The sequence below is a fragment of the bacterium genome (assembly GCA_035703895.1).
In the GTDB taxonomy this organism is placed as follows: domain Bacteria; phylum Sysuimicrobiota; class Sysuimicrobiia; order Sysuimicrobiales; family Segetimicrobiaceae; genus Segetimicrobium.
The window spans coordinates 1-23,666 of sequence record DASSXJ010000024.1 but is presented as its reverse complement, the minus strand read 5'-3'; the positions used below and the strand labels follow the sequence as shown (position 1 = coordinate 23,666).

Annotated in this window: 24 protein-coding genes and 1 pseudogene; 18 read left to right on the top strand and 7 right to left on the bottom strand. The window is 67.4% G+C overall.

Annotated elements, in window-relative coordinates; all coding sequences use genetic code 11:
* Positions 1 to 430: aminotransferase class I/II-fold pyridoxal phosphate-dependent enzyme (locus tag VFP86_01805; protein ID HET8998358.1), on the top strand; the 430-nt coding region annotated here is incomplete at its 5' end.
* On the opposite strand, the gene VFP86_01800 is transcribed toward VFP86_01805, so the two are convergent.
* The 3 genes from VFP86_01800 to VFP86_01790 form a co-directional block, all read right to left on the bottom strand.
* Positions 427 to 747 (bottom strand): gamma-glutamylcyclotransferase family protein, encoded by a 321-nt coding sequence (locus VFP86_01800; protein ID HET8998357.1) that lies wholly within the window; start codon positions 745 to 747, stop codon positions 427 to 429. The genes VFP86_01805 and VFP86_01800 overlap by 4 nt on opposite strands.
* Positions 744 to 1,313 (bottom strand): helix-turn-helix domain-containing protein, encoded by a 570-nt coding sequence (locus tag VFP86_01795; GenBank protein HET8998356.1) that lies wholly within the window; start codon positions 1,311 to 1,313, stop codon positions 744 to 746. The genes VFP86_01800 and VFP86_01795 overlap by 4 nt, the downstream gene beginning before the upstream one ends.
* A 224-nt stretch (positions 1,314 to 1,537) precedes the next feature.
* Positions 1,538 to 2,239 carry a hypothetical protein gene (locus VFP86_01790; GenBank protein HET8998355.1) on the bottom strand — a complete coding sequence of 234 codons (702 nt, stop codon included), beginning with the start codon at positions 2,237 to 2,239 and terminating at the stop codon, positions 1,538 to 1,540.
* 141 nt (positions 2,240 to 2,380) lie between these two features.
* Here VFP86_01790 and VFP86_01785 point away from each other — a divergent pair, with 141 nt between their 5' ends.
* The gene (locus VFP86_01785) at positions 2,381 to 3,160 is read left to right on the top strand and encodes a methyltransferase (GenBank protein ID HET8998354.1); all 780 of its coding nucleotides are present in this window, start codon (positions 2,381 to 2,383) and stop codon (positions 3,158 to 3,160) included.
* 20 nt (positions 3,161 to 3,180) lie between these two features.
* Here VFP86_01785 and VFP86_01780 read toward each other — a convergent pair whose 3' ends face one another.
* Genes VFP86_01780 through VFP86_01770 form a run of 3 tightly spaced genes read right to left on the bottom strand, consistent with a single transcriptional unit; the run spans position 3,181 to position 4,993 of the window.
* A complete protein-coding gene (locus VFP86_01780; GenBank protein HET8998353.1) occupies positions 3,181 to 4,050 on the bottom strand; it encodes an SDR family oxidoreductase in 870 nt (289 codons plus the stop codon).
* Positions 4,047 to 4,601 carry a superoxide dismutase family protein gene (locus tag VFP86_01775; GenBank protein ID HET8998352.1) on the bottom strand — a complete coding sequence of 185 codons (555 nt, stop codon included), beginning with the start codon at positions 4,599 to 4,601 and terminating at the stop codon, positions 4,047 to 4,049. The genes VFP86_01780 and VFP86_01775 overlap by 4 nt, the downstream gene beginning before the upstream one ends.
* Before the next feature lie 17 nt (positions 4,602 to 4,618).
* Positions 4,619 to 4,993, bottom strand: coding sequence for a helix-turn-helix domain-containing protein (locus VFP86_01770; protein ID HET8998351.1), 375 nt, complete (start codon positions 4,991 to 4,993; stop codon positions 4,619 to 4,621).
* Between the two features lie 85 nt (positions 4,994 to 5,078).
* Here VFP86_01770 and VFP86_01765 point away from each other — a divergent pair, with 85 nt between their 5' ends.
* Entirely contained in the window at positions 5,079 to 6,083 is a 1,005-nt protein-coding gene (locus tag VFP86_01765) for a proline racemase family protein (GenBank protein ID HET8998350.1), read from the top strand.
* A gap of 15 nt (positions 6,084 to 6,098) precedes the next feature.
* Here VFP86_01765 and VFP86_01760 read toward each other — a convergent pair whose 3' ends face one another.
* Positions 6,099 to 6,740, bottom strand: a complete 642-nt coding sequence (locus tag VFP86_01760) for a hypothetical protein (GenBank protein HET8998349.1) — start codon at positions 6,738 to 6,740, stop codon at positions 6,099 to 6,101.
* Between the two features lie 105 nt (positions 6,741 to 6,845).
* Between VFP86_01760 and VFP86_01755 the strand changes: the two genes are divergently transcribed.
* The 15 genes and pseudogenes from VFP86_01755 (at position 6,846) to gltX (ending at position 23,664) form a co-directional block, all read left to right on the top strand.
* Positions 6,846 to 7,148: a zinc-ribbon domain containing protein gene (locus tag VFP86_01755; GenBank protein HET8998348.1), complete on the top strand. Its 303-nt coding sequence runs from the start codon at positions 6,846 to 6,848 to the stop codon at positions 7,146 to 7,148.
* A 54-nt stretch (positions 7,149 to 7,202) separates the two neighbouring features.
* Positions 7,203 to 7,988: a transporter substrate-binding domain-containing protein gene (locus VFP86_01750; protein HET8998347.1), complete on the top strand. Its 786-nt coding sequence runs from the start codon at positions 7,203 to 7,205 to the stop codon at positions 7,986 to 7,988.
* A gap of 10 nt (positions 7,989 to 7,998) precedes the next feature.
* Complete coding sequence (raiA, locus tag VFP86_01745; GenBank protein HET8998346.1) at positions 7,999 to 8,565, top strand: ribosome-associated translation inhibitor RaiA; 567 nt, start codon at positions 7,999 to 8,001, stop codon at positions 8,563 to 8,565.
* 9 nt (positions 8,566 to 8,574) lie between these two features.
* Positions 8,575 to 9,231 carry a hypothetical protein gene (locus VFP86_01740; GenBank protein HET8998345.1) on the top strand — a complete coding sequence of 219 codons (657 nt, stop codon included), beginning with the start codon at positions 8,575 to 8,577 and terminating at the stop codon, positions 9,229 to 9,231.
* An 11-nt stretch (positions 9,232 to 9,242) separates the two neighbouring features.
* On the top strand, positions 9,243 to 10,013 hold the full coding sequence (locus VFP86_01735) for a polysaccharide deacetylase family protein (protein HET8998344.1): 771 nt from the start codon (positions 9,243 to 9,245) through the stop codon (positions 10,011 to 10,013).
* 132 nt (positions 10,014 to 10,145) lie between these two features.
* The gene (gene secA, locus VFP86_01730) at positions 10,146 to 12,779 is read left to right on the top strand and encodes a preprotein translocase subunit SecA (protein ID HET8998343.1); all 2,634 of its coding nucleotides are present in this window, start codon (positions 10,146 to 10,148) and stop codon (positions 12,777 to 12,779) included.
* 38 nt (positions 12,780 to 12,817) lie between these two features.
* Positions 12,818 to 14,863, top strand: a complete 2,046-nt coding sequence (gene lnt, locus VFP86_01725; GenBank protein ID HET8998342.1) for an apolipoprotein N-acyltransferase — start codon at positions 12,818 to 12,820, stop codon at positions 14,861 to 14,863.
* Positions 14,864 to 15,046: 183 nt separating this feature from the next.
* Positions 15,047 to 16,103, top strand: a pseudogene (gene prfB / locus VFP86_01720) (peptide chain release factor 2).
* Positions 16,104 to 16,216: 113 nt separating this feature from the next.
* Complete coding sequence (locus VFP86_01715; protein ID HET8998341.1) at positions 16,217 to 16,921, top strand: DUF2993 domain-containing protein; 705 nt, start codon at positions 16,217 to 16,219, stop codon at positions 16,919 to 16,921.
* The gene (locus VFP86_01710) at positions 16,921 to 19,011 is read left to right on the top strand and encodes a DUF5693 family protein (GenBank protein HET8998340.1); all 2,091 of its coding nucleotides are present in this window, start codon (positions 16,921 to 16,923) and stop codon (positions 19,009 to 19,011) included. Before VFP86_01715 ends, VFP86_01710 begins: the two co-directional genes overlap by 1 nt.
* Positions 19,008 to 20,081, top strand: a complete 1,074-nt coding sequence (gene csaB, locus VFP86_01705) for a polysaccharide pyruvyl transferase CsaB (GenBank protein HET8998339.1) — start codon at positions 19,008 to 19,010, stop codon at positions 20,079 to 20,081. Before VFP86_01710 ends, csaB begins: the two co-directional genes overlap by 4 nt.
* On the top strand, positions 20,078 to 20,815 hold the full coding sequence (locus VFP86_01700) for a WecB/TagA/CpsF family glycosyltransferase (protein ID HET8998338.1): 738 nt from the start codon (positions 20,078 to 20,080) through the stop codon (positions 20,813 to 20,815). Before csaB ends, VFP86_01700 begins: the two co-directional genes overlap by 4 nt.
* 120 nt (positions 20,816 to 20,935) lie before the next feature.
* Positions 20,936 to 21,199 carry a stage V sporulation protein S gene (locus tag VFP86_01695; GenBank protein HET8998337.1) on the top strand — a complete coding sequence of 88 codons (264 nt, stop codon included), beginning with the start codon at positions 20,936 to 20,938 and terminating at the stop codon, positions 21,197 to 21,199.
* Positions 21,196 to 22,125, top strand: a complete 930-nt coding sequence (locus VFP86_01690; protein ID HET8998336.1) for a ribose-phosphate pyrophosphokinase — start codon at positions 21,196 to 21,198, stop codon at positions 22,123 to 22,125. Before VFP86_01695 ends, VFP86_01690 begins: the two co-directional genes overlap by 4 nt.
* Positions 22,126 to 22,170: 45 nt before the next feature.
* Positions 22,171 to 23,664, top strand: a complete 1,494-nt coding sequence (gene gltX, locus VFP86_01685) for a glutamate--tRNA ligase (GenBank protein ID HET8998335.1) — start codon at positions 22,171 to 22,173, stop codon at positions 23,662 to 23,664.
* Positions 23,665 to 23,666: the final 2 nt, after the last annotated feature.

Below are 23,666 nucleotides of genomic sequence, written 5' to 3'. Positions count from 1 at the left end.
CGCCCGAATCACCCAACTGATGGTGAACTCCAACTCGTGCACGGCGGCGTTCACGCAAATCGCGGGCATCGCGGCGTTGCGGGGTCCCCAGGACTGCGTTGATCGAATGGTCGCGGAGTTTCGGCGGCGGCGCGACGTGATTACCACTGGGCTGAACGGGCTGCCCGGGGTCACGTGCCTCCGGCCCCCCGGGGCGTTCTACGCATTTCCCAATGTGCGCACGATCGATCCGAATACGGTCCAGCTCCAGGACTACCTGCTCCGGGAAGCGGGCGTGGCCGTGCTGTCCGGCACCGCGTTCGGCGCCCACGGCGAGGGCTACCTCCGGCTGAGCTACGCGAACTCGATCGACGCGATCACCGAGGCACTGACCCGAATCCGGCAGGCGGTGACCCGGTACGCGCCGCAGCCGGGGGTGGAGCGGCGCTAGACTGCCGCCGGGACGTAAACGTAGGCGTCGAGTGCGCGACCGTCGAGCGTCACGACTTCGACTGTGATCCTCCGGTAGTGGATGCCTTCGTAGGCGTCGAGAATCGCCAGGGCCTCCGTGTCTACGCCGTCGAGCAGCGTCCCGGGGACCGTCGCGTCTGGTGCGGGATGGATCACGGGATATCCGATCGCCGGGTCGACCGTCCGGCGGAATCCGGTGAGCACCGCCGGCCGCCCAAACAAGCGGTGGCCCAGGAGTTCCTGGACCACCGCGTCATCTCTCAACGTTCCGTAGACGAACAACCGCGAGATGGTCACACGGCGCGGCCCCGCCGGTGCAGCCACTGGCGGACCTCATCGTGCGCTGCTTCCCACCCCTGCCGGAACGCCTCGCGCGCCAGCGAGGACTGATCGTCACGGCCGCCGTGACGCTGCGGGAGGGCCGCGCCGAGTCGCGCTTCCACAGTCGCCGGATCGTCGCAGCGCATCTGCTCGAGCGCCGCGCGAAGCTCCTCGGGAGCGATACTGCGCCCGATCTCCACAGGGAGGTGCTCGAGACGGTGAATCAGTTCGAGATGGCGCTGCCCCAGTTTCGCTTCGAGCGTGTCGACGGCATCCTGGATCGTCTCGACACGCCCCTTGGCCGGCCGGTCGCGGTACCCCTCGATGAAATACGCGGGCGATTGGTTAAGGGCCTCGCACAGGCGCATGAACGTCTCGAACTTTGGGAGCGCCTTACCGCGCTCCCAATCTCCGACGGCCACACCGCTCCGCAGTCCGAGGCGCTTCGCGAGCTCCGCCTGGCTGATCCGAGCAGCTCGTCGCGCCTCATGCACGCGGCCTCCAAACGAGCGCCGCAGGTCCACTATCGGTCGTCGTTCCATGCCCTCATTTTAGGTGACGCGCCGCGAAAGTCAATCCTCGCACCGCGTCTGCGCGCGCGGCATGTTCACTCGGCATGGACATAAATGGCACAAGCGCTCTTTTCGGCTGAACTCGTGCCGCGTGAGGCGCCTCGGGGCGTTCGCTCCGTCGAGACGAGAAACGGCTCGGCCCCGTCTGTGCTTACCGTGGGCTCCAGACGGGGCCGATGCCAGAATGCCGAGTGTTACTGATGCGGTTTGTCGTTGGGGCAGGGCTGATCCTGGGGGTGTCCGCACCTCTGCTCGGGGTTGCGGGGGCCGCCCGAGTTGCCCCGACCACCATTCTCGCTTGGATTGGGCTGCCGCTCGTGCTGAGGCCGTTGGTAGCCTGGGTTCGGCTGCCTCTGCGGGCGTTGGAAGGCCGGTGCAAGATCTCGCCTGTCAGTGTCCCAGCGGCGATCACCCTGCCGCAGCGGAGCACTCTGATAGATTCTCGCATAGGTGCCCGTGTACGGCCGATACGTTGCTCGATAATAGTACTGGCGGTACGGGCCGTAGTAGGGATAGCGATACAGATGTCCGTAGTCGTCACGTGTCAGGATGTATTCGAAATTGTTGACGACGACGACCCCAAGCACGACCCCGGCAATCGCCGGCGCGACTACGATGATCGGCCCGGACGCGACATAGTAGCCTATGTACGGCCGGTAATACGGACGGTAGTAATATTGGTAGTATTCACCGTAGTAGGGATACCGGTAGTAGACATCGTCAGGGCCGTGCACGAGCAGGTAGAGGAGCCCGGCGACGATGACCGTCCCCAGCACGATACCCCAGATGGGGACCGGCGAGACTTGCAGGGGTTGAGCCTGGGCTTGGCCGACTCCGGCGAGTCCAAGGGCCGGGATCAGAATGATGGCAAGGACAAATGCCATTGGTATTCGCATGTGTGTCCCTCCTTTCGCTTAGTTTTACCCACAATTCACCGTTGGGCACGATGATCTATCTGCTCAATAGAGCAGTATTTGGACTAGTTCAGTCGAGGCGCGAGGCGTCATGAGGCGGCCCGACGCCCACGGGTGTTCGCGATGACCGACTACCTGTACCCGCACACGTGGGAGCGCGAGCGTCACCGGCTCGTCACGCTCGAGCGGCTGTGGGATCCGGGAACCATCGCGGCGTTAGAGCGGTGCGGGATCGAACGGGGGTGCCGTTGCCTGGAGGCAGGCGCCGGCTCCGGCTCGATAGCGCGCTGGCTGGCGCGTCGTGTCGCCCCCGATGGCTTCGTCGTCGCCACGGACATCGACATTCGCAACCTCGATCCCGGCGGGCACCCGAACTTGGAGGTCAGGCGCCACAACATTATCTCGGACGATCTACCCGCGGATGCGTTCGACCTCGTGCACGCGCGCCTGCTGCTCAAGCACCTTCCGGATCGAAAGCGAGCGCTGGCGAACATGGTCGGAGGCCTGCGCTCGGGCGGGTGGCTGGTGGCCGAAGACACCGACTGGTCAAGCGCGGGTGTGGACCCGCCCCAAACGGCGTTCGCCGAGGCGCTCACGGCGTTGCGCGCGTTGACCGAAGGAACCGGCGCTGTCCCGGACTACGGCCGCGCGCTGCCCGAAGCCCTGGCGGCAGCCGGGTTGACCGAAGTGGGCTCGAGCCGCGTGGCGCACCGCCTTCGCTGCGGAACTCCTGAGGTCGAGTTCTTTCGGCTGACGTTCGAACAGGTGCGGGATCGCGTGGTCGCCGGCGGCCTGATAGCCGCGCGCCGCCTCGATGCCGCTCTGGAGGCCCTCGACGCACCCGGGGGCGTGGCGACCTCGTTCACGATGGTGACGGCCTGGGGGCGCAAGGCCGGGCGATGACGCGTCTCAGCGCCGAATCTTTACGATAGATCGATACCGTATCGACGCCGCATCGTCTCGATGTGCTCGGCATCGGTCACCGCAGTGGCGTCTGCTATCACCTCTTCGTCCGAGAGCGCCTCGCGGCCACGTACGAGCGCCTCGGCGTCCGCGCCCACCAGGTAGCGCAGACGGGGTCGGTCGGTGGCGATGGCGTGTCCGATCACCTCGGCCACTTCCTCGGGCAGCGTCGGGTTCCGCGTCAGAATCCTCTCAAACAGCATTCCCAGACGGCGTCTGTGATCGTAGTAGGGTGACGCGTCATCGGTGAAGCGTTTCGCCTTGTTCCAGATGGGCGTGCGCACCACGCCGGGCTCGATCACGACGACCCGGATACCGAACGCCCCCACCTCTTGGGCGAGGATCAGGCTGGCGGCTCCCAGTGCGTGCTTGGCCGCGGAGTAGTGCCCCTGGCTCGCGAGCGCCACGCGTCCGGCCATGGAGCTGACATTGACGATTGTGCCGGCGCGGCGCGCCCGCATATCGGGGAGGACCGCCTGGATCATTCGGATCGCACCGAAGTAGTTCGTCTCGAACATGCCCTTGGCGAAGTCGAGTGGGACGTCTTCAATGGCCCCGCCGCCTCCGATACCCGCGTTGTTCACGAGGACGTCGATCCTGCCCCCCGCGTCGAGCACCGTCCCGACGCCCCGGCGAACCGAGTCGTCGTCATTCACGTCGAGGACGACGGGTGCAAGCCGCAGCGATTCGGCCCTCGCGGACTGCATAAGTTCCGCGCCGGATTCGACGGTGCGCAGTCCCGCATACACACCGAACCCCAGGCGCGCGAGATGCAGGGCGGTCGCGCGGCCGATGCCCGTGCTGGTCCCGGTGATGAGCGCGACACTCATGAGCGACCCTCCTTGATTCCCTTTCGGGAGATGACCCCGCACGCGATCCCTGGACCGGCGCGGCCGTCCGGATCCGTCAGTTGGTCGTCGGGCGCCGCGTGAATGACGAGTGACGTCCCGCCAGATTTGAAGAGACTGTTGGGACCGTCGCCGAGCGTGATGCGGACGTCGGCCGCTTCGTAGCGCGTCTTGCCCGCGTCGTCGGCGACCAAGTTGGGCAGGTCGCCGGCGTGCGCGCCTTCTCGATGCGCCAGACCATGCTGGCGCCCTCGCGGGTTGAAGTGACCGCCGGCGGATGCGAAGTCCGGTCCCTGGCAGACCCCGTGCTCATGAATCGCGATCCCGTGCACACCGGGAGTCAGCCCCGCGACCTCCGCCTGGATCCACACACCCCCGCCGGGCAACGTCGAAAACGTCGCGCGGCCGAGCCTCTTGCCGTTGCCATCCTTAATGTCGGCGGCGCCCTCGGGGGACTGGGCCGCGACCGGTTGCGCGGCCACGAAACCGGCCTCCACGATGGACATCAGCAGCATGACCAGCACCCATCGCATCGACCGTGCGGCTCTGATTAGAACAGCCGCTCCTGAATCCGCGGCCGCTGAACCTGGCGGACCGCTTTCCGGGCGGCCTCGAAGGTCAACCCCTCGTCCGTCATCAACCTGTGGACCAGCTTCCCGTCGTGGCCGGGGAGAAACCGCGCCCCACGCGTCAGCGTGTGCCGGCCGCACCCGCACAGACAGGGTTCCCCCCGTCCGTTGTCCCGCCGTCCGGTCGGCCAGCGTCGGCGCCGGAGCCAACGCTGCAGCTCGGCGTCGTCGACCCGCCAGGCCCGGCCGACCCGCACCGCGGGGAGGTCTCCCCGGCGCAGCAGCCGGAGGATGGCCGCGGAGGACACACGGAGCAGCTCGGCCACTTCTTGAGGGGTATGAAACCGCTTGGTCATCTCTGGCTGTTTAGCGGCCGGGGCAACATCTCCCTTCCACGCGGCGTCGCGCGGGAAACGGCGGGCCGGCCACGAATGCACCGGGATGCGCTATGCGCACGTTCTCCAGACGATCGATTGCCATGCGGCGGGAGAGCCGCTGCGGATCATTACCGGGGGCGTGCCGCCGATTCCCGGCCCGACGCTGCTGGCCCGGCGTCGCTATATGCGGGAACACCTGGATCACCTGCGCCGCCTCTTGATGTGGGAACCGCGCGGGCATCGGGATATGTATGGCTGTGTGCTCACGCCGCCGGTGACCAAAGAGGCCCACGCCGGAGTCCTCTTCATGCACAACGAGGGCTACAGCACGATGTGCGGGCACGGGGTGATCGGCCTCGTGACGGTGCTCTTGGAGACGGGACAGCACGCCATCGTGGCCCCGGAAACGGTGGTGACCCTGGACACGCCGGCGGGGGTGGTCCGCGCACGCGCTCGCATCGACGGGGGGCGCGTCCGGGAGGTCACCATCGTCAACGTCCCCTCGTTTGCGTATGCGGATCGGTCCGTGGCCGTTCCCGCCGTGGGAACCGTTCCCGTCACCGTGGCGTACGGCGGCGCGTTCTATGTCCTGGTCGATGGCCCGAAGGTCGGACTCGGCGTCTCCCCCGCGCCGTTGCCGTCCCTCGTCTCATGGAGCGCCGCGGTCAAAGCGGCGGTGGGAGCGGCGCTCGAAGTCGTCCACCCCGAGCAGCCCGAGATCCGCGACCTCTACGGCGTCGTCATCTCGTGGCCACCGCAGCGCCCCGGTGCACACGTCACGAGCCTCACCGTGTTCGCCGACAACCAGGTCGATCGGTCCCCCTGCGGAACGTGCACCTCGGCACTCATGGCTGCGCGTTGGTCGACCGGCCGCCTCGGGTTGGAGGATCCTTTTGTCAACGAGAGTCTCGCGGGCACCCGCTTCACCGGCCGTCTGATCGAGGCGACGACCGTCGGTCCCTACCGCGCGGCCGTGCCCGAGGTGACCGGGACCGCCGCCATCACCGGGTTCCACACGTTCGTGGTGGACCCCGATGACCCGCTTCCCGATGGGTTCTTGCTGCGATGAACCGCGCCGGCGGAGTCAGTGAGGGGCGCGCTGCTGGTACTCTCGCACCAACCGGAGGTTCTGGTCGGCCTGGGCGACAACCTGGTCGCGCGCGGCCGGGGCAAGCGGCGCGGTTGCGTCTCGGACGGCCATGACATACTGTTCGTGGGAGCGAAAGTTCGTCTCGGCGAGCCCGCTCGTGGTCACGCCGGTCCCGCCGATCTGATCGCCCGGACCCAGGATGGTAAACGACACGTGCGCGCCGAGATACATCCCGAAGAACAAGAGCGTGGTTTGCTTCCCGTCGGTGGTCATCAGGATCTGGCCGTCCTTGAACGCTCCGGCCTTCGTGGTCATCGAGAATGCCCCGCCCCCCGCGTGCGGGCTGGCGCCGTTTGCGTATGTGTACTTGGCATCGATGACCTGGACCCCACCGAGCGTGCCGCGCAGGGATCCGTTAAAGGTCTTTTTCGTACCGTCATCCGACAGCGTGATTCCGCCGATCGACAATGGGACGTCGAAACTGTAATAGAGGGCGTATTCGGGCTGGCCCGCGGCCCGGTCCAGCGAGATCGGGGCGATGACCAACACGCCGGCGGCCACCGCTGCAACAGCGATAAGCGGCCATCGTGCCGTGAATTGCGTCATGATGACGGGTTCGGCGGGCCGGGCGGACATCCTTCCGGGGCTGCCGCCCTTGTCACCATTTGAACGGCAATCGTATAATTAAAGGCAAGCCTAGTGCTCGGCGTGAGGCCGAGTCGGTCCCAGGGGGTATGTCGGATGCCATTTGTCGACAAAGCCCTGCACTGCCTCGACTGCGGCAAGGAGTTCGTCTTTACCGCCGGAGAGCAGGAGTTCTACGCGAAGAAGGGGTTTACCAACGAGCCTCTGCGATGCAAGGACTGCCGGGACGCGAGAAAGCGGTCCCGCGAGGGAGCGACAGGGATGCCGCGTGAGATGTTCGACGCCGTCTGCGCAAAGTGCGGAACGAAGACGCAGGTCCCGTTTCGTCCTCGGGAGGATCGACCCGTCTACTGCCAGGACTGCTTCAGGGAGATGCGCGCCCAGCAGCGCGTGATGTAGGTCTTTCGATTGCCCCTCCTCGTGATACGACCCGCGCCCCAGGGTCCGCGGTCGATGCGGGACCACTGCCCGCGTGTGGCGCTGGCCGGAATGGCCGTGTTCCTCATCGCCGCGTGCAGTTCGGGCGGCGCCGGCCGGCCGCCGCTCCCACCGGCGCCCCATCCCAGCGCGCAGGGACCTGTGGTGGCGGCGATCAAGCGCGCCGGCGTGCTGCGGGTCGCGTCGGATCTCACGTACCCCCCACTGGCGTTTCGGGATCAGGGCGCCCCCCAAGGTTTTGAGATGGACCTCGCCGGTCTCCTCGCCGCGGCGCTGGGGGTGCGGCTCGAGGTGATCGATACACCGAGGGCGGCGGCGCGCGCGGGGGATGTCGACGCGGACCTCCTGATCAGCGAGTGGGAGGCCGAGGGGGCGCCGGGCCCGGCCTCAACGCCATACTACGTGATGCGCCAGGCGATCCTCTGGCGCGAGAAACAGACACCGGCTCCGGACGGGTCCCTGCGGAACGTCCGGGTCGCAGTGCAGGCGCGGAGTCGCGGCCAGGCGGTGGCAGAGCGACTGGGCGCCACGCTGGCTGTGGTCGAGTACCAACCGCTCGAGGCATTGGGGGCGGTCGCGCGCGGCACCGTGCAGGCCGCGGTGGTCGATCTGCCGTTGGTGGCTGCGTATGCGCGGACCCATCCGCGTCTCCGGATGTCGACGGGGTCCTGGGTCGACATGCCGCTCGTCGTTGTGGTCCGGCCACGGGCGCCGGATCTCCTCGCGTTCACCTCAGCGGTGATTCAAGAACTTGATCAGCGGGGAGGGTTGGCTCAGTTGCGCCGGCGTTGGCAGTTGTGAGGGAGGCTCCATGAACATCATCGTGGCCGGGCGAAACATCGACGTGAGCGAGGCCCTGCGCGCGCGCGTGACCGAAAAAGTGGGGCGGCTCGTGAAGCACTTCGAACACGTGCAGAAGGCGCAGGCGTGGCTGCGAGTGGAGCCGCATGCCGGGCGGAATCAGATCGTCGAGATCACGGTATGGGGAGATGGCCTGGTGTTGCGAGGCGAGGAGGCCAGCCAGGACATGTATGCCTCGATTGACCTCGTCATCGACAAACTCGACAAGCAGATCAGCAAGTTCAAGAGTCGGGTGATCACGCGCCGGCGGACGCTGGCGGGTCGGCGGAAGCAACAGGAAGTCGCCGCGGCCGAGGCGGCCCTGCGGGCGCCTCCCCCGGACACGGAGGACGGGCCGGTCCAGATCTCCCGCCGGAAGCGCTTCGAGATGAAGCCGATGACGCCCGAGGAGGCCGCGATCCAGATGGAACTCCTCGGCCACACGTTTTTCATGTTTCGGAACTCCGAGACCCTCGAGGTCAATGTCGTCTACCGCCGCGCGCAGGGCAGTTATGGGTTGATCGAGCCTGAGGCGTAAGGAGGAGTCATGGAGCAGCGAGAACGTCGCTCTCTGGCGCGAGACGCAGAGGCGGTCATCCGGCGACTTCACGGGGTGTCGGCCGCACGGGTGGAGCTTGGAGACGACGGGCGAATCGACGAAGTCCACGTGTTGGGATCTGCGGACCGGACCGCGCGGGTCCTGGCTGCGGATGTCATCGCCGCCGTCGGCGCGGAACTGGGCGTGACCCTGGAGCCTTCCCAGATCCGGGTGGCGCTCCTGCGCCCGGGGCAGGCCCAACCGGGCCCGGCGCCGCTTCGGGCGCGCCTGAAGGTGGTCGGGTTGACGGTGTCGGTGCTCCGCGAGGCGCTCGAGGCACGCGTGCGCCTCGAGTATGAGGGGCTGACCTATGAGGGGGCGGCCTCCGGCCCTCCCGGCGCGGCCAACGGACCGGAGGTCGTCGGTCTGGCCACGCTTCGAGCGGTCGAGTTGTACCTCAGGTCCGAAGGAGTGTTTCAGCTCAAGATGGCGACCGTGGTCACGCTGGCCACCCAACAGGTGGCGCTGGTCCTCGTCACCTGGGCGGGCCCGGAGGAAGAACTCTTCAGCGGCGCCGCGATCGTCCGGGACGACCCGCGGGATGCCGTGGTTCGGGCCGTGCTGGATGCGGTCAACCGGCTCGTCGGCTGGATCGGGGCACGGTAGGGCGGGGCATCGTGCGCGCGTGGCGACTCCTCATCGGGGTGATCGTGTTGGGGGCGCTGGTCGGGGTCGGTCCCGCCGCCGCCCAGGGCCCCGGGGGCTCGCATGGGATCCCGGTGCTGATGTACCATCGGGTGGACCCGCAGCTGTCTGCCCACGATCCCATTACCGTCGGTCTCACGGTCATGGAGCCGACGTTCGAAGCGCAACTGGCGGTGCTCCGGGCGGCGGGGTACCAATCCATGCCCCTTGGCGCCATCCGGGAGTCCCTCGATCAACACACCCCGCTGCCGGCGCGACGCGTCATCCTGACCTTCGACGACGGGTATGAGGACAACTACAGCGTCGTGTTCCCGCAGTTGCGCCGGTTCGGGTTCACGGCCACTTTCTTCGTGGTAACGTCGTCGGTGGGCACACGGGACCACCTCACCGTCCCCCAGATTCGGGAGATGGCCGCATCTGGGATGGAGATCGAGTCCCACGGGGTTCATCACATCGATTTCTCTCTGCTCCCGCCGGACGCCGCCCGCCGCGAGCTGGTCCAGAGCCGGAAGACGATCGAAGGATGGACAGGACGGCCCGTCACCTTCTTCGCCTACCCGGCGGGTCGATACAGCACCGCGCTCGAGCACCTCCTCGATACGCTGGGGTATCGTGGCGCGCTCACGACACGGCCGGGATTTGTCACGTTGGAGAGCCGGCCGTTTACGCTCGAGCGGGTCCGGGTCCTCCACGACGACACCGCCGCGTCGCTCGCCCGCAAGCTCGGTCTCTCGCCCCGGTGAGGCGCATCCGGCGCCCGATCACCCGGCCGGCCGGTGTGCGGGGGGTCCTTGTCGCGTGGATTATAATGAGGAAGGTTATCAGGTGGTAGAGCGTTTCCCTCAAAGGCTGGCGTTTGCCACCGGGAGCTGTCCATGTTAAAGCTGTTCCAATCGCTGCTCGGCGATCCGAGCGAGCGAATCGTCAAACAGCTGCGGGAGTCGTTGGTCCCGCAGGTGAACGCGCTGGAGCCTGAGTTCGAGGGACTCTCCGACGCGGCGCTGCGCGGCAAGATGGACGAATTGCGCGAGCGCGCCCAAACGGAGCCGCTCGAGTCGCTCATGCCCGAGACGTTCGCGCTCGTGCGCGAGGCCAGCAAGCGGACCCTCCACCAGCGGCATCATGACGTGCAGCTGATCGGCGGGGGCGTGCTCTTCAGTGGGAAGATCGCGGAGATGAAGACCGGCGAGGGGAAGACCCTCGTCGCAACGCTGCCGCTCGTGCTGAACGCCCTCGAGGGACGGGGGGGACACCTCGTCACCCCCAACGATTACCTGTCCCGGATGGGCGCCGGGTGGATGGGCCCCATCTACTCGCTGCTGGGGCTGCGCGTCGGGGTGATCACGCACGAGTTCGCCGGGCTCTACGATCCAACGTACGAAGATCCGACCCGGCACGGCGACGAGCGCCTCAACCACTTCCGCCCCGTGCCCCGTCGTGAGGCCTACCTCGCCGACATCACGTATGGGACCAACAACGAGTTCGGGTTCGATTATCTCCGGGACAACATGGTGATCCGCCGGGAGGATCTGGCCCAGCGGGAACTGCACTACGCGATCGTCGACGAGGTGGACTTCATCCTCATCGACGAGGCGCGTACGCCGCTCATCATTTCCGGTCAGGTCGAAGAGTCGACGGACCTTTATTACCAATTCGCCAAACTCATCCCGAGGCTCCAGGCGGAGCGTGACTACCGAGTGGACGAGAAGCTTCGGACGGCCACGCTGACCGAAGAGGGCGTGACCACCCTCGAGGGGCTCCTCAGGATCGACAACCTGACGGATCCTCAGCACATCGAGTTGATGCACCACGCTCAACAATCGCTAAGGGCGCATACCCTGTATCATCGCGATGTGGAGTACGTCGTCAAAGACGGCCAGGTGATCATCGTCGATGAATTCACGGGGCGACTCATGTTCGGGCGGCGGTACAGCGACGGGCTCCACCAGGCGATCGAGGCCAGAGAAGGCGTCAAGATCGAGAAAGAGAGCCAAACGCTGGCGACGATCACGTTCCAAAACTACTTCCGGATGTACCACAAGCTCGCCGGCATGACGGGGACCGCCAAGACCGAGGAGGCCGAGCTGACGCAGATCTACAACCTTCCGGTCGTGGCGATCCCGACGCACCGGCCGATGATCCGTCAGGACCTTCCCGACCTGATCTACAAGCACGAGAAGGCCAAGATCCAGGCGGTGGCGAGCGAACTTGAGGAGTGGTACAAAAAGCGTCGGCCGGTCCTGGTCGGGACCCGCTCGATCGAGAAGAGCGAGGCCCTCTCCGCGCTCCTCCGCCGTCGCGGCGTGCCCCATCAGGTGCTGAACGCGAAGTACCACGAGAAGGAGGCGGAGATCATCGCCCAGGCCGGCCGCGCCGGGGCGATCACGATTGCCACCAACATGGCCGGTCGCGGCGTCGATATCATCCTGGGCGGCAATCCCCCCAACGAAGAGGATGCCGACCGGGTCCGGAGCATGGGCGGGCTCCACATTATCGGGACCGAGCGGCACGAGGCCCGGCGAATCGACAACCAGCTCCGGGGCCGGGCCGGCCGGCAGGGGGATGCGGGCTCATCCCGATTCTACGTCGCGCTCGATGATGAGTTGATGCGGCTGTTCGCCGGCGAGCGGATCGCCGGGATCATGGAGCGGCTCGGCATCGAGGATGACGTGCCCATCGAGCACGGCATGGTGACCCGGCAGATCGAGGGGGCGCAAAAGAAGGTCGAATCCTACCATTTCGACATGCGCAAACACGTCCTCGAGTACGACGACGTGATGAACGTGCAGCGGAAGGTCATCTACGCCGAGCGGCGCAAGATCCTCGAGGGCGAGGCCGTTCGAGAGAACGTCCTGAACTTCATCGAGACGCTCGTGGGCGAGATGGTCGACGGGTTCTGTTCCACAGAGGCGCGCCCTGAGGAGTGGGATCTCGACGGGCTCCTCGCAGAGGCCCGCACGATCTTCCCCCTTCCGGGCGATCTGTCGGAAGCTTTACTCCGGGATATGGATGCCTCGGAGGTCAAAGAACGGCTCCGTACTGCGGCGCTGGGGGCGTACGAGGCGAAGGTCCAGTCCATCGGCGCGGAGACCATGCGCGAGCTCGAGCGGCTGGTCCTGCTGCAAACCCTGGATCGCAAATGGATCGACCACCTGTACGCGATGGACGCGTTGCGCGAGGGGATCGGCCTGCGCGCCTACGGACAGGCCAACCCGCTCATCGAGTATCAGAAAGAAGGGTACGCCCTCTTCGAGCAGCTCAAGCACGATGTGCTCGAAGAGACGGTCAAGTTCCTCTACATCGTGCAAGTGCAACCCGCTGCGGCCATGCCGGTCCAGCCGTCCCGCCCCGCCTATCGAGTCATGCGGGAGGATGGTGACGGCGACCGTGCCCGAAGCCAGGCCGGCGGTGCCGCGGTGCAGGTGCGGGCGGCGAAAGTCGGGCGAAACGATCCGTGTCCGTGCGGGAGCGGAAAGAAGTACAAGAAGTGCCATGGGCGTAACGAGTAGCGCCCGATCGCGCGCAGGTCAGTCGAGCGCACCCGGGGGTGCGTAGCGGGCGCGTGCTCGGGGTCGCTCCCGCCGTGGGCCCGCGGCCCGATTCCCCCGTTCGTCTTCCTCAGCTCCTCGCGGTCGTCGCCTCCGGCGGCGAGTTCGCCTTGGCCCTGCCGTCGGCGGATCTCGGATTCCTGGCGTGGATCGCCCTTGTCCCGCTCCTCTTGGCCGTTCGCCACCGATCGCCCCGCGCCGCGTTCTCGTTAGGATACCTCTGGGGGTTCACGGCCTACGGCGCCGCGCTGTGGTGGATCACCACCTTTGGAGGAGCGGTGTGGGGCCTGACCGCCGCGCTGGTTGCGATCTTTCCGGCGCTCGCGGTGCTCGCGCTCAACTGGGTCGAGCGCGACCACGACGGTCCGTGGATCTTCCTCTGGATCGCCACGGTCTGGACCGCGGTGGAGTTCCTGCGGAGCCAGGGGCCGCTTGGCTTCCCGTGGGCCCTCTTGGGTGCGTCCCAGCATCACGCCATCCCCGTCATTCAGATCGCCTCGATCACCGGGATCTACGGCGTCACGTTTCTCGTCGCGCTGGTCAACGGGGTGCTCTACGCGGTGCTCACGCGGCGGGCGGAGCCGGTCCCCGTGTGCGTTTCCATCGCGATCGTGGCCGCAGCGGTGCTGTGGGGGGTCAGTGCTCTGCGCCATCCATCTCCGACCACCTTCACGGCGGCGGCAGTGCAGCCCAACTTCTCAACGCGACCCGGGCTAGGGTCCGCGACCGTGGAGCGGGACTTGGCCGCACTGCGGCAACTGACCCACGAAGCCGCCGGGCGAGGCGCCGTACTCATTGTGTGGCCCGAGACTGCCTCTCCGGTGGATCTGCTCGGCGCCGGCGGGGGGTTGAGGACGATTGGCTCGTGGGCGCGCCGCGATCGCGTGTCCGTGATCGCCACCAGCTTCGAGGGGGCCCGCACCAATTCGGTGTTCTCGCTGGCGCCGTCCGGGACGCTCACCGGCCGATACGACAAAGTTCGCCTCGTCCCGTTTGCCGAAGCGGGGGAACAACCGGGGCGTGCTCCGGCGCTCCTGCCGACGCCGCAGGCCAGGATCGGCGTCGCCATCTGCTTCGAAAGCATCTTTCCCGACATCGCCCGGCGGTCGGCCCTGCGGGGGGCGGACCTGCTTGCGGTCGTCACGAACGACGCCTGGTTCGACGGCCGCACGGCCCCGGCCCAGCACGCGGCGCTCGCGCCGTTTCGGGCGATCGAAGAGGGGCGGTACCTGGTGCGCGCCGCCAACGAGGGGATCAGCGCGATCTTCGATCCGGTCGGACGCGTGCTCGGCGAACTCCCTCTTGGGACACGCGGGGTTCTCACCGCTCGCGTGGCGCCGATTCGCGGGCTCACCGTCTACGCGCGGATCGGCGATACCTTCGGCTGGGCCGCTGTACTCGTCGCCGTGGGTCTGGTGTCGCCGCGCGGGCTCGCGTTCGTCGCGGCAGAGTTGGGGACCCCCGGGTTCGCTCGCCTCCTGATCGACTCGGCGCTCCCCCTCGCGGTGTTCACCGTGGGAGAGTGGTGGTATCGCGCACTGGCCGTCCCGCTCCCGTTTGTGGCGCTCTTGGCAGTCGTGGCACTCCTCAGCCTGGGGCGGTCCCGCGCGGAACTCGGGTTCAGGATCAGAAGCTTCGTCCCCGCCACGACGGTCGCGTTGGCCTTTGTGGGCATGGTCGTACTGATCGTGCGCCATGCCTTCGCGAGCCACGGCGGGGTCCTCGACCTGCCGATTCCGCGAGGCGGGTGGTGGAAGGGGACCGCCGTGGAGATCCTGGTCATCGGCCTGGCACTGGAATGGTGGCTTCGAGGTCTGGTCTTTGCCGACGCGGTGGCATGGCACGGGTGGAAGACGGCCGTGGCCTGGTCGGCGCTTCTCGGCGCCGCCGCAGCGTCTCCGCGCGGCGCGGAAGCTATGGTGTGGGCGCTCTGCGCCGGAGTCGCGCTGGGAGTGGTTCGCACGCGGTGGGCACAGGTTCCCGCCCTCGCGGTCGCCCACGGGGCGGGAAATGTGCTCCTGGGGTTTTTGATATCGCCATCGTAAGTGGTGTCTCCGAGACTTAATCGTATCCGCGAAGGGCATATAGTGAACTGACCAGGTCTAACGCGTTCATAGAAGGTGTTATAATAGGCGTCGGCCGTGCACCGGGCACGCGCTCCGAGCGCCGTGGTGCCGCGGCGATCGAGCAGGGAGGACACCAGCGTGACAATCGAGGAACTCAAACGGATGCTTGGCGCCTACCGAGAGCGCGTCGGGAACATCGGGAGGCACCTTTGACCTTCCCCGCCAGCAAGGCCGTCTCACTGATCTCGAGCGGCAGATGCAACAGCCGGCATTTTGGGCGGATGCGGAGACGGCTCGGCGCACGTCTCGGGAAGTCGCGGCGCTGCGGTCCAGGATCGAGGGGGTAAACCGCCTCGAGCACGAGGTGGCCGACCTGCTGGAACTCATCGATCTGGCGACCGGAGAGGATGCCGGCACCCTCGCCGACGTCGAGCACGAGGTTCGGACGCTCGGCGAGTCGATCGATCGTCTCGAGTTGACCACTTTGCTCAGCGGCGAACACGATGCGCGCAACGGCATCCTCTCGATCCACGCGGGGGCAGGCGGGACCGAGTCCCAGGACTGGGTCGAGATGCTCCTGCGGATGTACCTGCGTTGGGCGGAAGCGCACGACTACCGCACAGAGGTCGTGGACATCTCCCCCGGCGAGGAAGCGGGAATGAAAAGCGTCACCGTGATCGTCACGGGGCCGAATGCCTACGGCTACCTCCGCGAGGAGCGGGGCGTGCATCGCCTGGTGCGTCTCTCTCCGTTCGACGCCGCGCACCGGCGTCACACCTCATTTGCCCTCGTCGATGTGATCCCCGAAGTGGAGGCTACCGAAGTCCAGGTGAAAGATGACGAGCTCCGGATCGACACCTACCGATCGGGAGGCGCCGGCGGCCAAAACGTCAACAAGGTCGAGACGGCCGTGCGGATCACGCATCTGCCCACCGGGATCGTGGTGCAGTGCCAGAATGAACGCTCGCAGCACGCCAACAAGCTCACCGCGATGAAGTTGCTCCAGGCCCGCCTGTACGAACTTCAGCATGAAGCGCAGCAGGAGAAGATCTCCGCTCTGCGCGGAGAGCATCGGGATGTTGCCTGGGGAAACCAGATCCGCTCGTACGTGCTCCATCCTTATACGTTAGTGAAGGACCACCGGACCGGTATCGAGACCGGCAACGTTCAGGCGGTCCTCGACGGTGACCTGGACGCGTTCATCAATGCGGCGCTCCGGCTCGAACGGTCGCCGGCGCCCAGTGGGTCCCCCTCGCGCCCGGACGTCCCGGCCGGTGCCCCCCCACGGGGGGCCGGGCGGTCGAACGCCGGCCCCGCGGCAGGGTCCTAGTGGTGGCCCCGCTCCGCCGGCCAGGGCTCCTGTGGCGGTGGTCGGTGGGCGTCCTCGCGGCGGCCGTCGGCGCGAACCTCGCGGCCCCTGCCGTCGCCGCCGGCGCGCTCAGGGAATCCCTTCGGACGCAGCTCGGGACCCACCAGGTCGACGTCGCGCTCGATACGTGGCCGCCGTCCGGGCCGTTGTGGGGGAGCGTGGATCACATGACCGTGCTCGCCCGTGATGTGCAGACGGGGGACCTCCACCTGGACCAGTTCAGCGCGACGTTTCGCCGGCTGCGCGTGGACCCCCACGCGCTGTACGCCGATCGCGCCCTCGTGATCCGCTCGATCGGATACGGGCACGCGCAGGGGACGATGTCACAGGAGGCCCTCGCCCGCGCCTTCGCGCGACAGCCGGGAGTCCGCATCGACACCCTGGAGCTCCGATCAGGCCGGGTGTTTGTGCGGGGCTCGGTGCGTGTCCTGGGGACCGATGTCGCCGTCGAGGGCAGCGGACGTCTTGCGCTGAGCGGGCACGACTCGCTCGACCTCATCCTGGATCGGGCCACGCTGACCGGAGTCGCCTCCCTGGCATTTGGGGGGCAGCTGACGACGCGTGTCCCATCGGTGCTGCGCATCCCGGCGCTGCCATTGGGGCTTCGGCTTACGGACGTTCAGGTAGGGGAGGGGCGGCTGCTGCTCGAGGCCGCAACAGGTCCGTGATGCAGGTACGGTGGCTCTGGGCTCGGTATCCCGTCCTCGCACTGTGCGCGGCGCTGGGATTGGGCGCCGCCGGGATTGTCCTCGTCCACCGGTATCGACTCGAACAGTCCTACCGGACGGTCGAGATCACGGTGGACGGCGACGATTGGACCACCCTGGCCCGGCGCACAGGCGCGGATCGTGACGCGTTCTATGAAGCGGTGCGGCGGGCGGGGGCCCGAAGCGTCACCCTCTATGCGAGCTCTCTCAAGCGCCTCCAGGACGCCGGTCGTGTGACGTACATGACCGGTGCCGACATCATGAACGCGGCGCGCGCAGGCTCGGTGGCCGGTCCGTTCGGCGATCTGGTGCGCGCCGGTCGGATTCGCCCGGGCAATACCTACGCCGTGGGCCCCCCGTCCGTTCTGGAACAGGTCCGCGCGGGGCTGGCCGCGCAACTCCCCTCCCACAGCGGATCGGCGCGCATCGCCATGCTCGAAGGCAGCGGACCGGTGCTCGAGATTCAAGGACGCGGCCTCGATATCGAAGAGGCAACGTTTGGGCTGCTTCGTGGGGACGTCGAGGAGATCCGCTCGCACCACCTTGCGGTCGAAGCGCGGCTCAAGAACTTCCATGAAGTGACCCCCGAGGGGTTGGCCGCGTTCTTTGCCCGGTTGCGGGACCTGGGGGAGCGGTTCACCCTGATTTTTGACGGCAACCAAGTCCTCGGATACGACCTGCTCATTCCCGACGTCGCCGAGCAGATGAAGACGTCCGGCTACATCTTTGGGCAAATCGAAAGCTTCACCGCCCGGCGCCGGCAGCGGGGTGACCTCGCCTTGGCCCAAAAGGTGATGCCGAATGTTCTTCGGGTGTTCAGCCTCACCCCCGAGGAACTGTCCGGCCTTGCGCCGGACGAGGCGCGCGACAAGTATGTGCTCGCGGCGCGGGAGCGAAACGTCCGCGTCCTGTACGTGCGACCGTTCCTCAACACGTCGGCCGCGGTGGACGAGCTCCAGGCGAACCTGGATTACGTCGGCTCGATCAAGGACGATCTCGAGCGCGCGGGCTACCGGATGGGGAAGGCTGCGCCCCTGCCGGACGTCAGGGTCCCGCCGGTGTGGTTTGCCCTCATGGCGCTCGGCACGCTCGCTGCGGCGGCGATCGCGATCGCGCAGGTAGCCGCGATCCTCGCTCGCCCCGTCTCGCTCCGCGTCCTCTACGGCGGCGTCGCGGCGGGCATGGTAGTGACCGCGGCCGTGCTTGCCGTGCACCATGGGACGTTGTGGAGTCAGATCCTCGCGCTGGTCGCAGCCCTGGCGTTCCCCACGCTCTCGCTGATCGCGGCGTTCTCCCAGGACGAGCGCGCGGCTCAGCCGTGGGCCGGGCCAGCGGCTGGGCTGATCGGTCACAGCCTCCTGCGGTTGTGGGGCCTGTCGGCGATGACGGCGCTCGGCGGCGTCATGGTCGCCGGCCTCCTCAGCCAGTGGGCGTTCATGCTGGAGATCCGAGGGTTTCTGGGGGTCAAACCCGCCCACCTCATCCCGATCGTGGTGTTCGGGTTGGTGCTGGCCGCGGCGGACGCGCCACGTGGGGAACTGTGGTCGCGCCTCCGCGCGTGGGCGCGTCAGCCGCTCCTGCTCGAGTACGGCATCGCCGTCATCGTCATCGGCCTCGCCGCGGTGTTCGCGCTCGGCCGCACCGGAAACGCCGGGCTGCCGGTTCTCGGGGGACTCGAGCTGAAGAGCCGCATCATCCTCGAACATCTCGTCGTCGCGCGCCCTCGAACCAAGGAGTACCTGATCGGGCACCCCTTTATGGTGCTCGCGTTTGCGCTGTCAGCGCTCGGACTTCGCCGCTGGGTCCTCCCGGCGGCGCTCATCGGCGCGATTGGTCAGGTCGGTCTCGTGAACTCCTTTTCCCATATTCACACCCCGTTGGTGTACGTGATGCTGCGGACCGTCTACGCATTGATCTTCGGGTCGATCATCGGCGCGGTGTTCGTCATCCTGCTGCTGTGGAGCCGGCGTTGGTGGTCGCGAGAGCCCCGTACCGCTCATGCCCCTGAGCGAGAACGATTGGTGCCCGCCGGAACGCCGCCCATGCGATGAGCCGGGTGGTCCTCTCCGGCTACTATGGGTTTGACAATCTGGGCGATGAAGCGGTGCTGACGGCGACCGTGGCCGCGCTCCGGCAGCGACGCCCCGGCATCGAAATCGCCGTGCTCTCCCGTTCGCCTCATGCGACCGCCCGCGCCCTTGGGGTCGAGGGGGTCTCCCGTGCGCGGCCCGGAGATCTCGTGCGGACGCTGAAAGGGTGCGATCTCTTTCTATCGGGCGGAGGCAGCCTCTTCCAGGATGCGACGAGCTGGCGCAGCCCCTGGTACTATCTCGGAGTGTTGGGTCTGGCCAGGCGATTGTCCCGCCGGACGGCGGTCTATGCGCAGGGGATCGGGCCGCTCCGCGGCCGCGCGGTGCGGACGGCGGCCCGCCGGGTATTGAACGGAGTCGACCTCATCACCCTCCGGGATCCAGAGTCCCTGGCCGCGCTCATCTCGCTCGGCGTGGACCGACCTCCCACGGTGGTTGCGGGAGATCCGGCGCTCCTGCTCGCGCCGGAGGCCTCGCCGCGCGTGCTGGCTGAGCGGTCGCAGTGGGGGGACGGGAATCACTTTGGCCTCGCATTGCGGTCGTGGCGGAACGATTCGTGGGGTGAGGCGGTGTCGGCCGCCGCGCGCGCCGTGGCCGAGCGCCACGGCGCGCGCTGGATCTGCCTCCCGATGCACTGGCCCGGCGATCTTGACGTTGCCGAGCGGGTGGCCGCGCAGATCGGTCCAAGCGCGCACGTGGTGCGTACCCGGGCGAGCCCCGGCGAGATGCTGGCCCTTGTCGGCCACCTGCGTCTCCTCGTCGGGGTGCGGCTGCACGCGCTGATCTTCGCCGCGACTCAGGGTGTGCCGTTCGTGGCGTTGACGTACGATCCAAAAGTCACCGGATTCGCTCGCGAACTCGGCGAGCCGCTCCTCGATCTTGCCGACCTCACCGCAGAGCCGCTCACGCGGCTCATCGACGCCGCCATAGCCGACCTCGGCGCACGGCGCGCGCGGCTCCTGGCAGCCGTCGCGCCGCTTCGGGCGCGCGCCCGCCTCGCGCCCGACTTGATGGCCGGCCTTCTCTCATGAATCGCGTCGACGTGCTCGGGGTTCCGTTCGATCCGGTCGATCTGGAGGGGGCGGTCCAGGCCGCCGCCGCGATGGTGGACGAACCGGGGCCGCACCTCATCGTGACGGCCAACGTCGAGCTCGTCATGCGTGCCCGCCACGCCCCCGATCTCCAGGAGATTCTCCGCCGGGCGGCGCTCGTCGTCGCCGATGGGGTAGGCGTGGTGTGGGGCGCGCGCCGGCTCGGCCGATCGCTGCCCGGGCGGGTGGCGGGGATCGATTTGGCGGGACGGCTCTGCGGGGCGGCCGCCCAGCGTGGGTGGCGGGTGTGCCTGATCGGCGGCGCCCCGGGCGTCGCAGCGGAGGCCGCCGCCAACCTCCGCCGCTGGTATCCGGGGATCCACGTGGCAGCAGCACTGCATGGGTACTTTGGCCCCGAGGAGGAGACGGCCGTCACGACGGCGATCCGGGAGGCCGCCCCAACGCTCTTGCTCGTCGGACTCGGCAGTCCCCGCCAGGAACGGTGGCTCGACCGGCACCTGGCTGCGCTTGCGGTCCCGCTCGGGATCGGAGTCGGCGGCGTGCTGGACGTGTGGGCCGGTCGGGTGCGGCGGGCTCCCCGCGTGATGCAGAACCTGGGGTTGGAGTGGTGTTACCGGCTCATCCGCCAGCCGAGCCGAGCGCGCCGGCAGCTCGCGATCCCGCAGTTTATCGCTGCGGTGTGTCTGCACCGCTGGCAGGCGCGACGGCGATGATCGCTGTCCTGGCGAATGCGGCGCGGGGCATTATGAGGAGGAGGAGTTCCTCGCAGAATCATGGAATAGGGGCCGGCACCCGGCCGGGAGCGCGGCCCCAGGCGAAGGAGCAGGCGCGGCATGGGGGAAGTGCTGAAGGTTTCAGCCGACTCGAAGCCGAAGGCCGTCGCCGGTGCCCTCGCTGCGGTGTTGCGTGAGAAAGGCTCGGTCGAGGTGCAGGCGATCGGGGCGGGCGCGGTGAATCAGGCTGTCAAGGCCATTGCCATTACACGCGGATTCGTGGCCCCCAACGGCATCGATTTGATCGCGATCCCCGCCTTTACCAAAGTGCAGATCGACGGCGAGGAGCGCACCGCGATCCGGTTCCTGGTGCAGGCACGCTGAAGATCTTTTGCGGTTCGGCCAATCGCGCGCTCGGGCAGGAGGTGGCCTCCGAGCTGGGCTTGTCCCTCGGGCGCGTGACGATCCGGCGATTTGAGGACGGGGAGATCTACGCGCGCTTCGAAGAGAGCGTGCGCGGCGTCGACACCTTCGTGATCCAGCCCACCTGCCCGCCGGTCAACGAGAACCTCATCGAGTTGCTCGTCATGGTGGACGCGCTGCGTCGGGCCTCGGCCGGCCGGATCACGGCGGTGATGCCCTACTACGGCTACGCGCGCCAGGACAAAAAGCACGCGCCGCGTGAGCCGATCACAGGCCGGCTCGTGGCGGACCTGCTCCAGAGCGCGGGGGTGCATCGCATCCTGGCGCTGGACCTGGACGCTGATCAGATCGAGGGCTTCTTCAATATTCCCGTGGATCACCTGCGCGCGCTCCCGCTGTTCACCGAGTATCTGCAGACGAAGACGATCGGCCCCGCGGTCATCGTGGCTCCCGACGACGGCGCCGTCAAAGTGGCCTACCGTTTGTCCGAGCGGCTGCGGATGCCCCTCGCGGTCGTGTTCCAACGTCGGCTCGGGCCCGACGTCAAGCAGACCGTCCAGGTCGTGGGCGAGGTCGAGGACCGGATTCCCATCCTGATCGATCGCATCGTGTCGACCGGGGGCACGATCGCCAGCGCGCTGGACGCTGTCATGCAGCACGGCGCGCGGCCCGAAGCGTACGTGTGCGCGACGCACGCGGTGCTCGTCGGTCCGGTCGCGCGGACCCTCGCGCGCGAGGACGTGCGGGAGTTCGCATTCACGAACAGCATCCCGATCGCGCCCGAGGCCATGACCGACAAGATTCGAATCCTCTCCGCGGCCCCGCTGATCGCGCGCGCGATCCGCAACATCCACCTCAACGAATCGGTGAGCACGCTGTTCACCTAGCCCGTCAATTTGCGCCTCCGCGAGGCTGTGTGCTACTCTGGCTCCATGATGGTTCGGACCCGATACGCCCCGAGCCCAACCGGGTATCTTCATGTGGGCGGCGCCTGGATGGCCTTCTTCAACTGGCTCTTTGCCCGCCACGCGAAAGGACAGTTCGTCCTGCGGATCGAGGACACCGACCGCAGCCGCTCCACCGAGGAGTTTGAGCGGTCGATCCTGGAGGATCTCCGGTGGCTGGGGATCGATTGGGACGAGGGGCCCGACGTCGGTGGCCCGTACGGTCCGTACCGGCAGACCGAGCGGGGCCCGCTGTACCACGCTCACGCGCAGGTCTTGGTCGAAGGGGGGGCCGCGTATCCGTGCTACTGCACGCGTGAGGAGCTCGAGGCGGATCGCCAACTCGCCGCCGCTGAGCACCGTCCTCCCCGGTACTCCGGCCGCTGCCGGAACCTGACGCCGGAAGAGCGGGGACGGCGGGAGGCAGAGGGACGCACCTCGACGCTTCGGTTTCGCGTGCCCGAGGATCACCCTCGGATCATTGTGCACGACCTGGTGCTCGGCCGGGTGGAGTTCGATCCGGCGGATCTGGACGATTTCATCGTGCAGCGGTCCGACGGGAGTCCCTTGTACAACTTCGCCAACGTCGTCGACGATCACGGGATGCAGATCACCGACATCGTGCGGGGCTCAGAGCATCTCTCGAACACGCCCCGGCAATTCCTGATGTACGAAGCGTTGGGGTGGGAGGCGCCCCGGGTAGCCCACCTCCCCGTCCTCCTGGGCGTGGATCGAAAGAAACTCAGCAAGCGGCACGGAGATACCTCGGTCCGCGAGTACGCCGGTCAGGGGATCCTGCCGGAGGCGCTGGTGAACTTCTTTGCGTTGATGGGGTGGTACCCTGAGGACGGACGCGAACTGTTCACCGTCCCCGAGCTCATCGAGCGGTTTCGCATCGAAGAGATGGGCAAGAGCGGCGCCGTGTTCGACGTGCAGAAGCTCAATTGGATGAACGGCGTCTACATGCAGGCCGCGTACCGGCAGAATCCGGATCGGGTTATCGATCTCGTCATCGATACCCTCAGGGAGAAGGGGTTGCTCGATGGAGAAGTGACCCCTGAGCAGCGGGCGTACGTCGGCCGCGTGGTGGCAATCATGGGCGAGCGCCTGCGGGTCCCACGTGACATTCTGACCTATGGAGACTTCTTTTTCCAACCCCGGGTCGAATTCGACCCGCAGGCCATCGCCAGGTATCTGGCCGCTCCCGGGACCTCAGATCTACTGCGGAACGTCCGGGATGCCCTGGCCGCCACGCGGGCGTGGGACCCGCAGGGGATTGAAGGCGCCATTCGGGGGGCGGCGGAGCGCCTCGGCGTCCAGGGTAAGTCGGTGATTCACCCGCTCAGGGTGGCCCTGACGGGTAAAACGGTCGGCCCCGGTCTGTTCGAGTTGATCGACGTCCTGGGAAAGGATCGGGTCCTCGACCGTCTCGAGCGCGCGATCGATCGGATCAACGACCCCCCCGCGCCGGCGCCACGATGAGG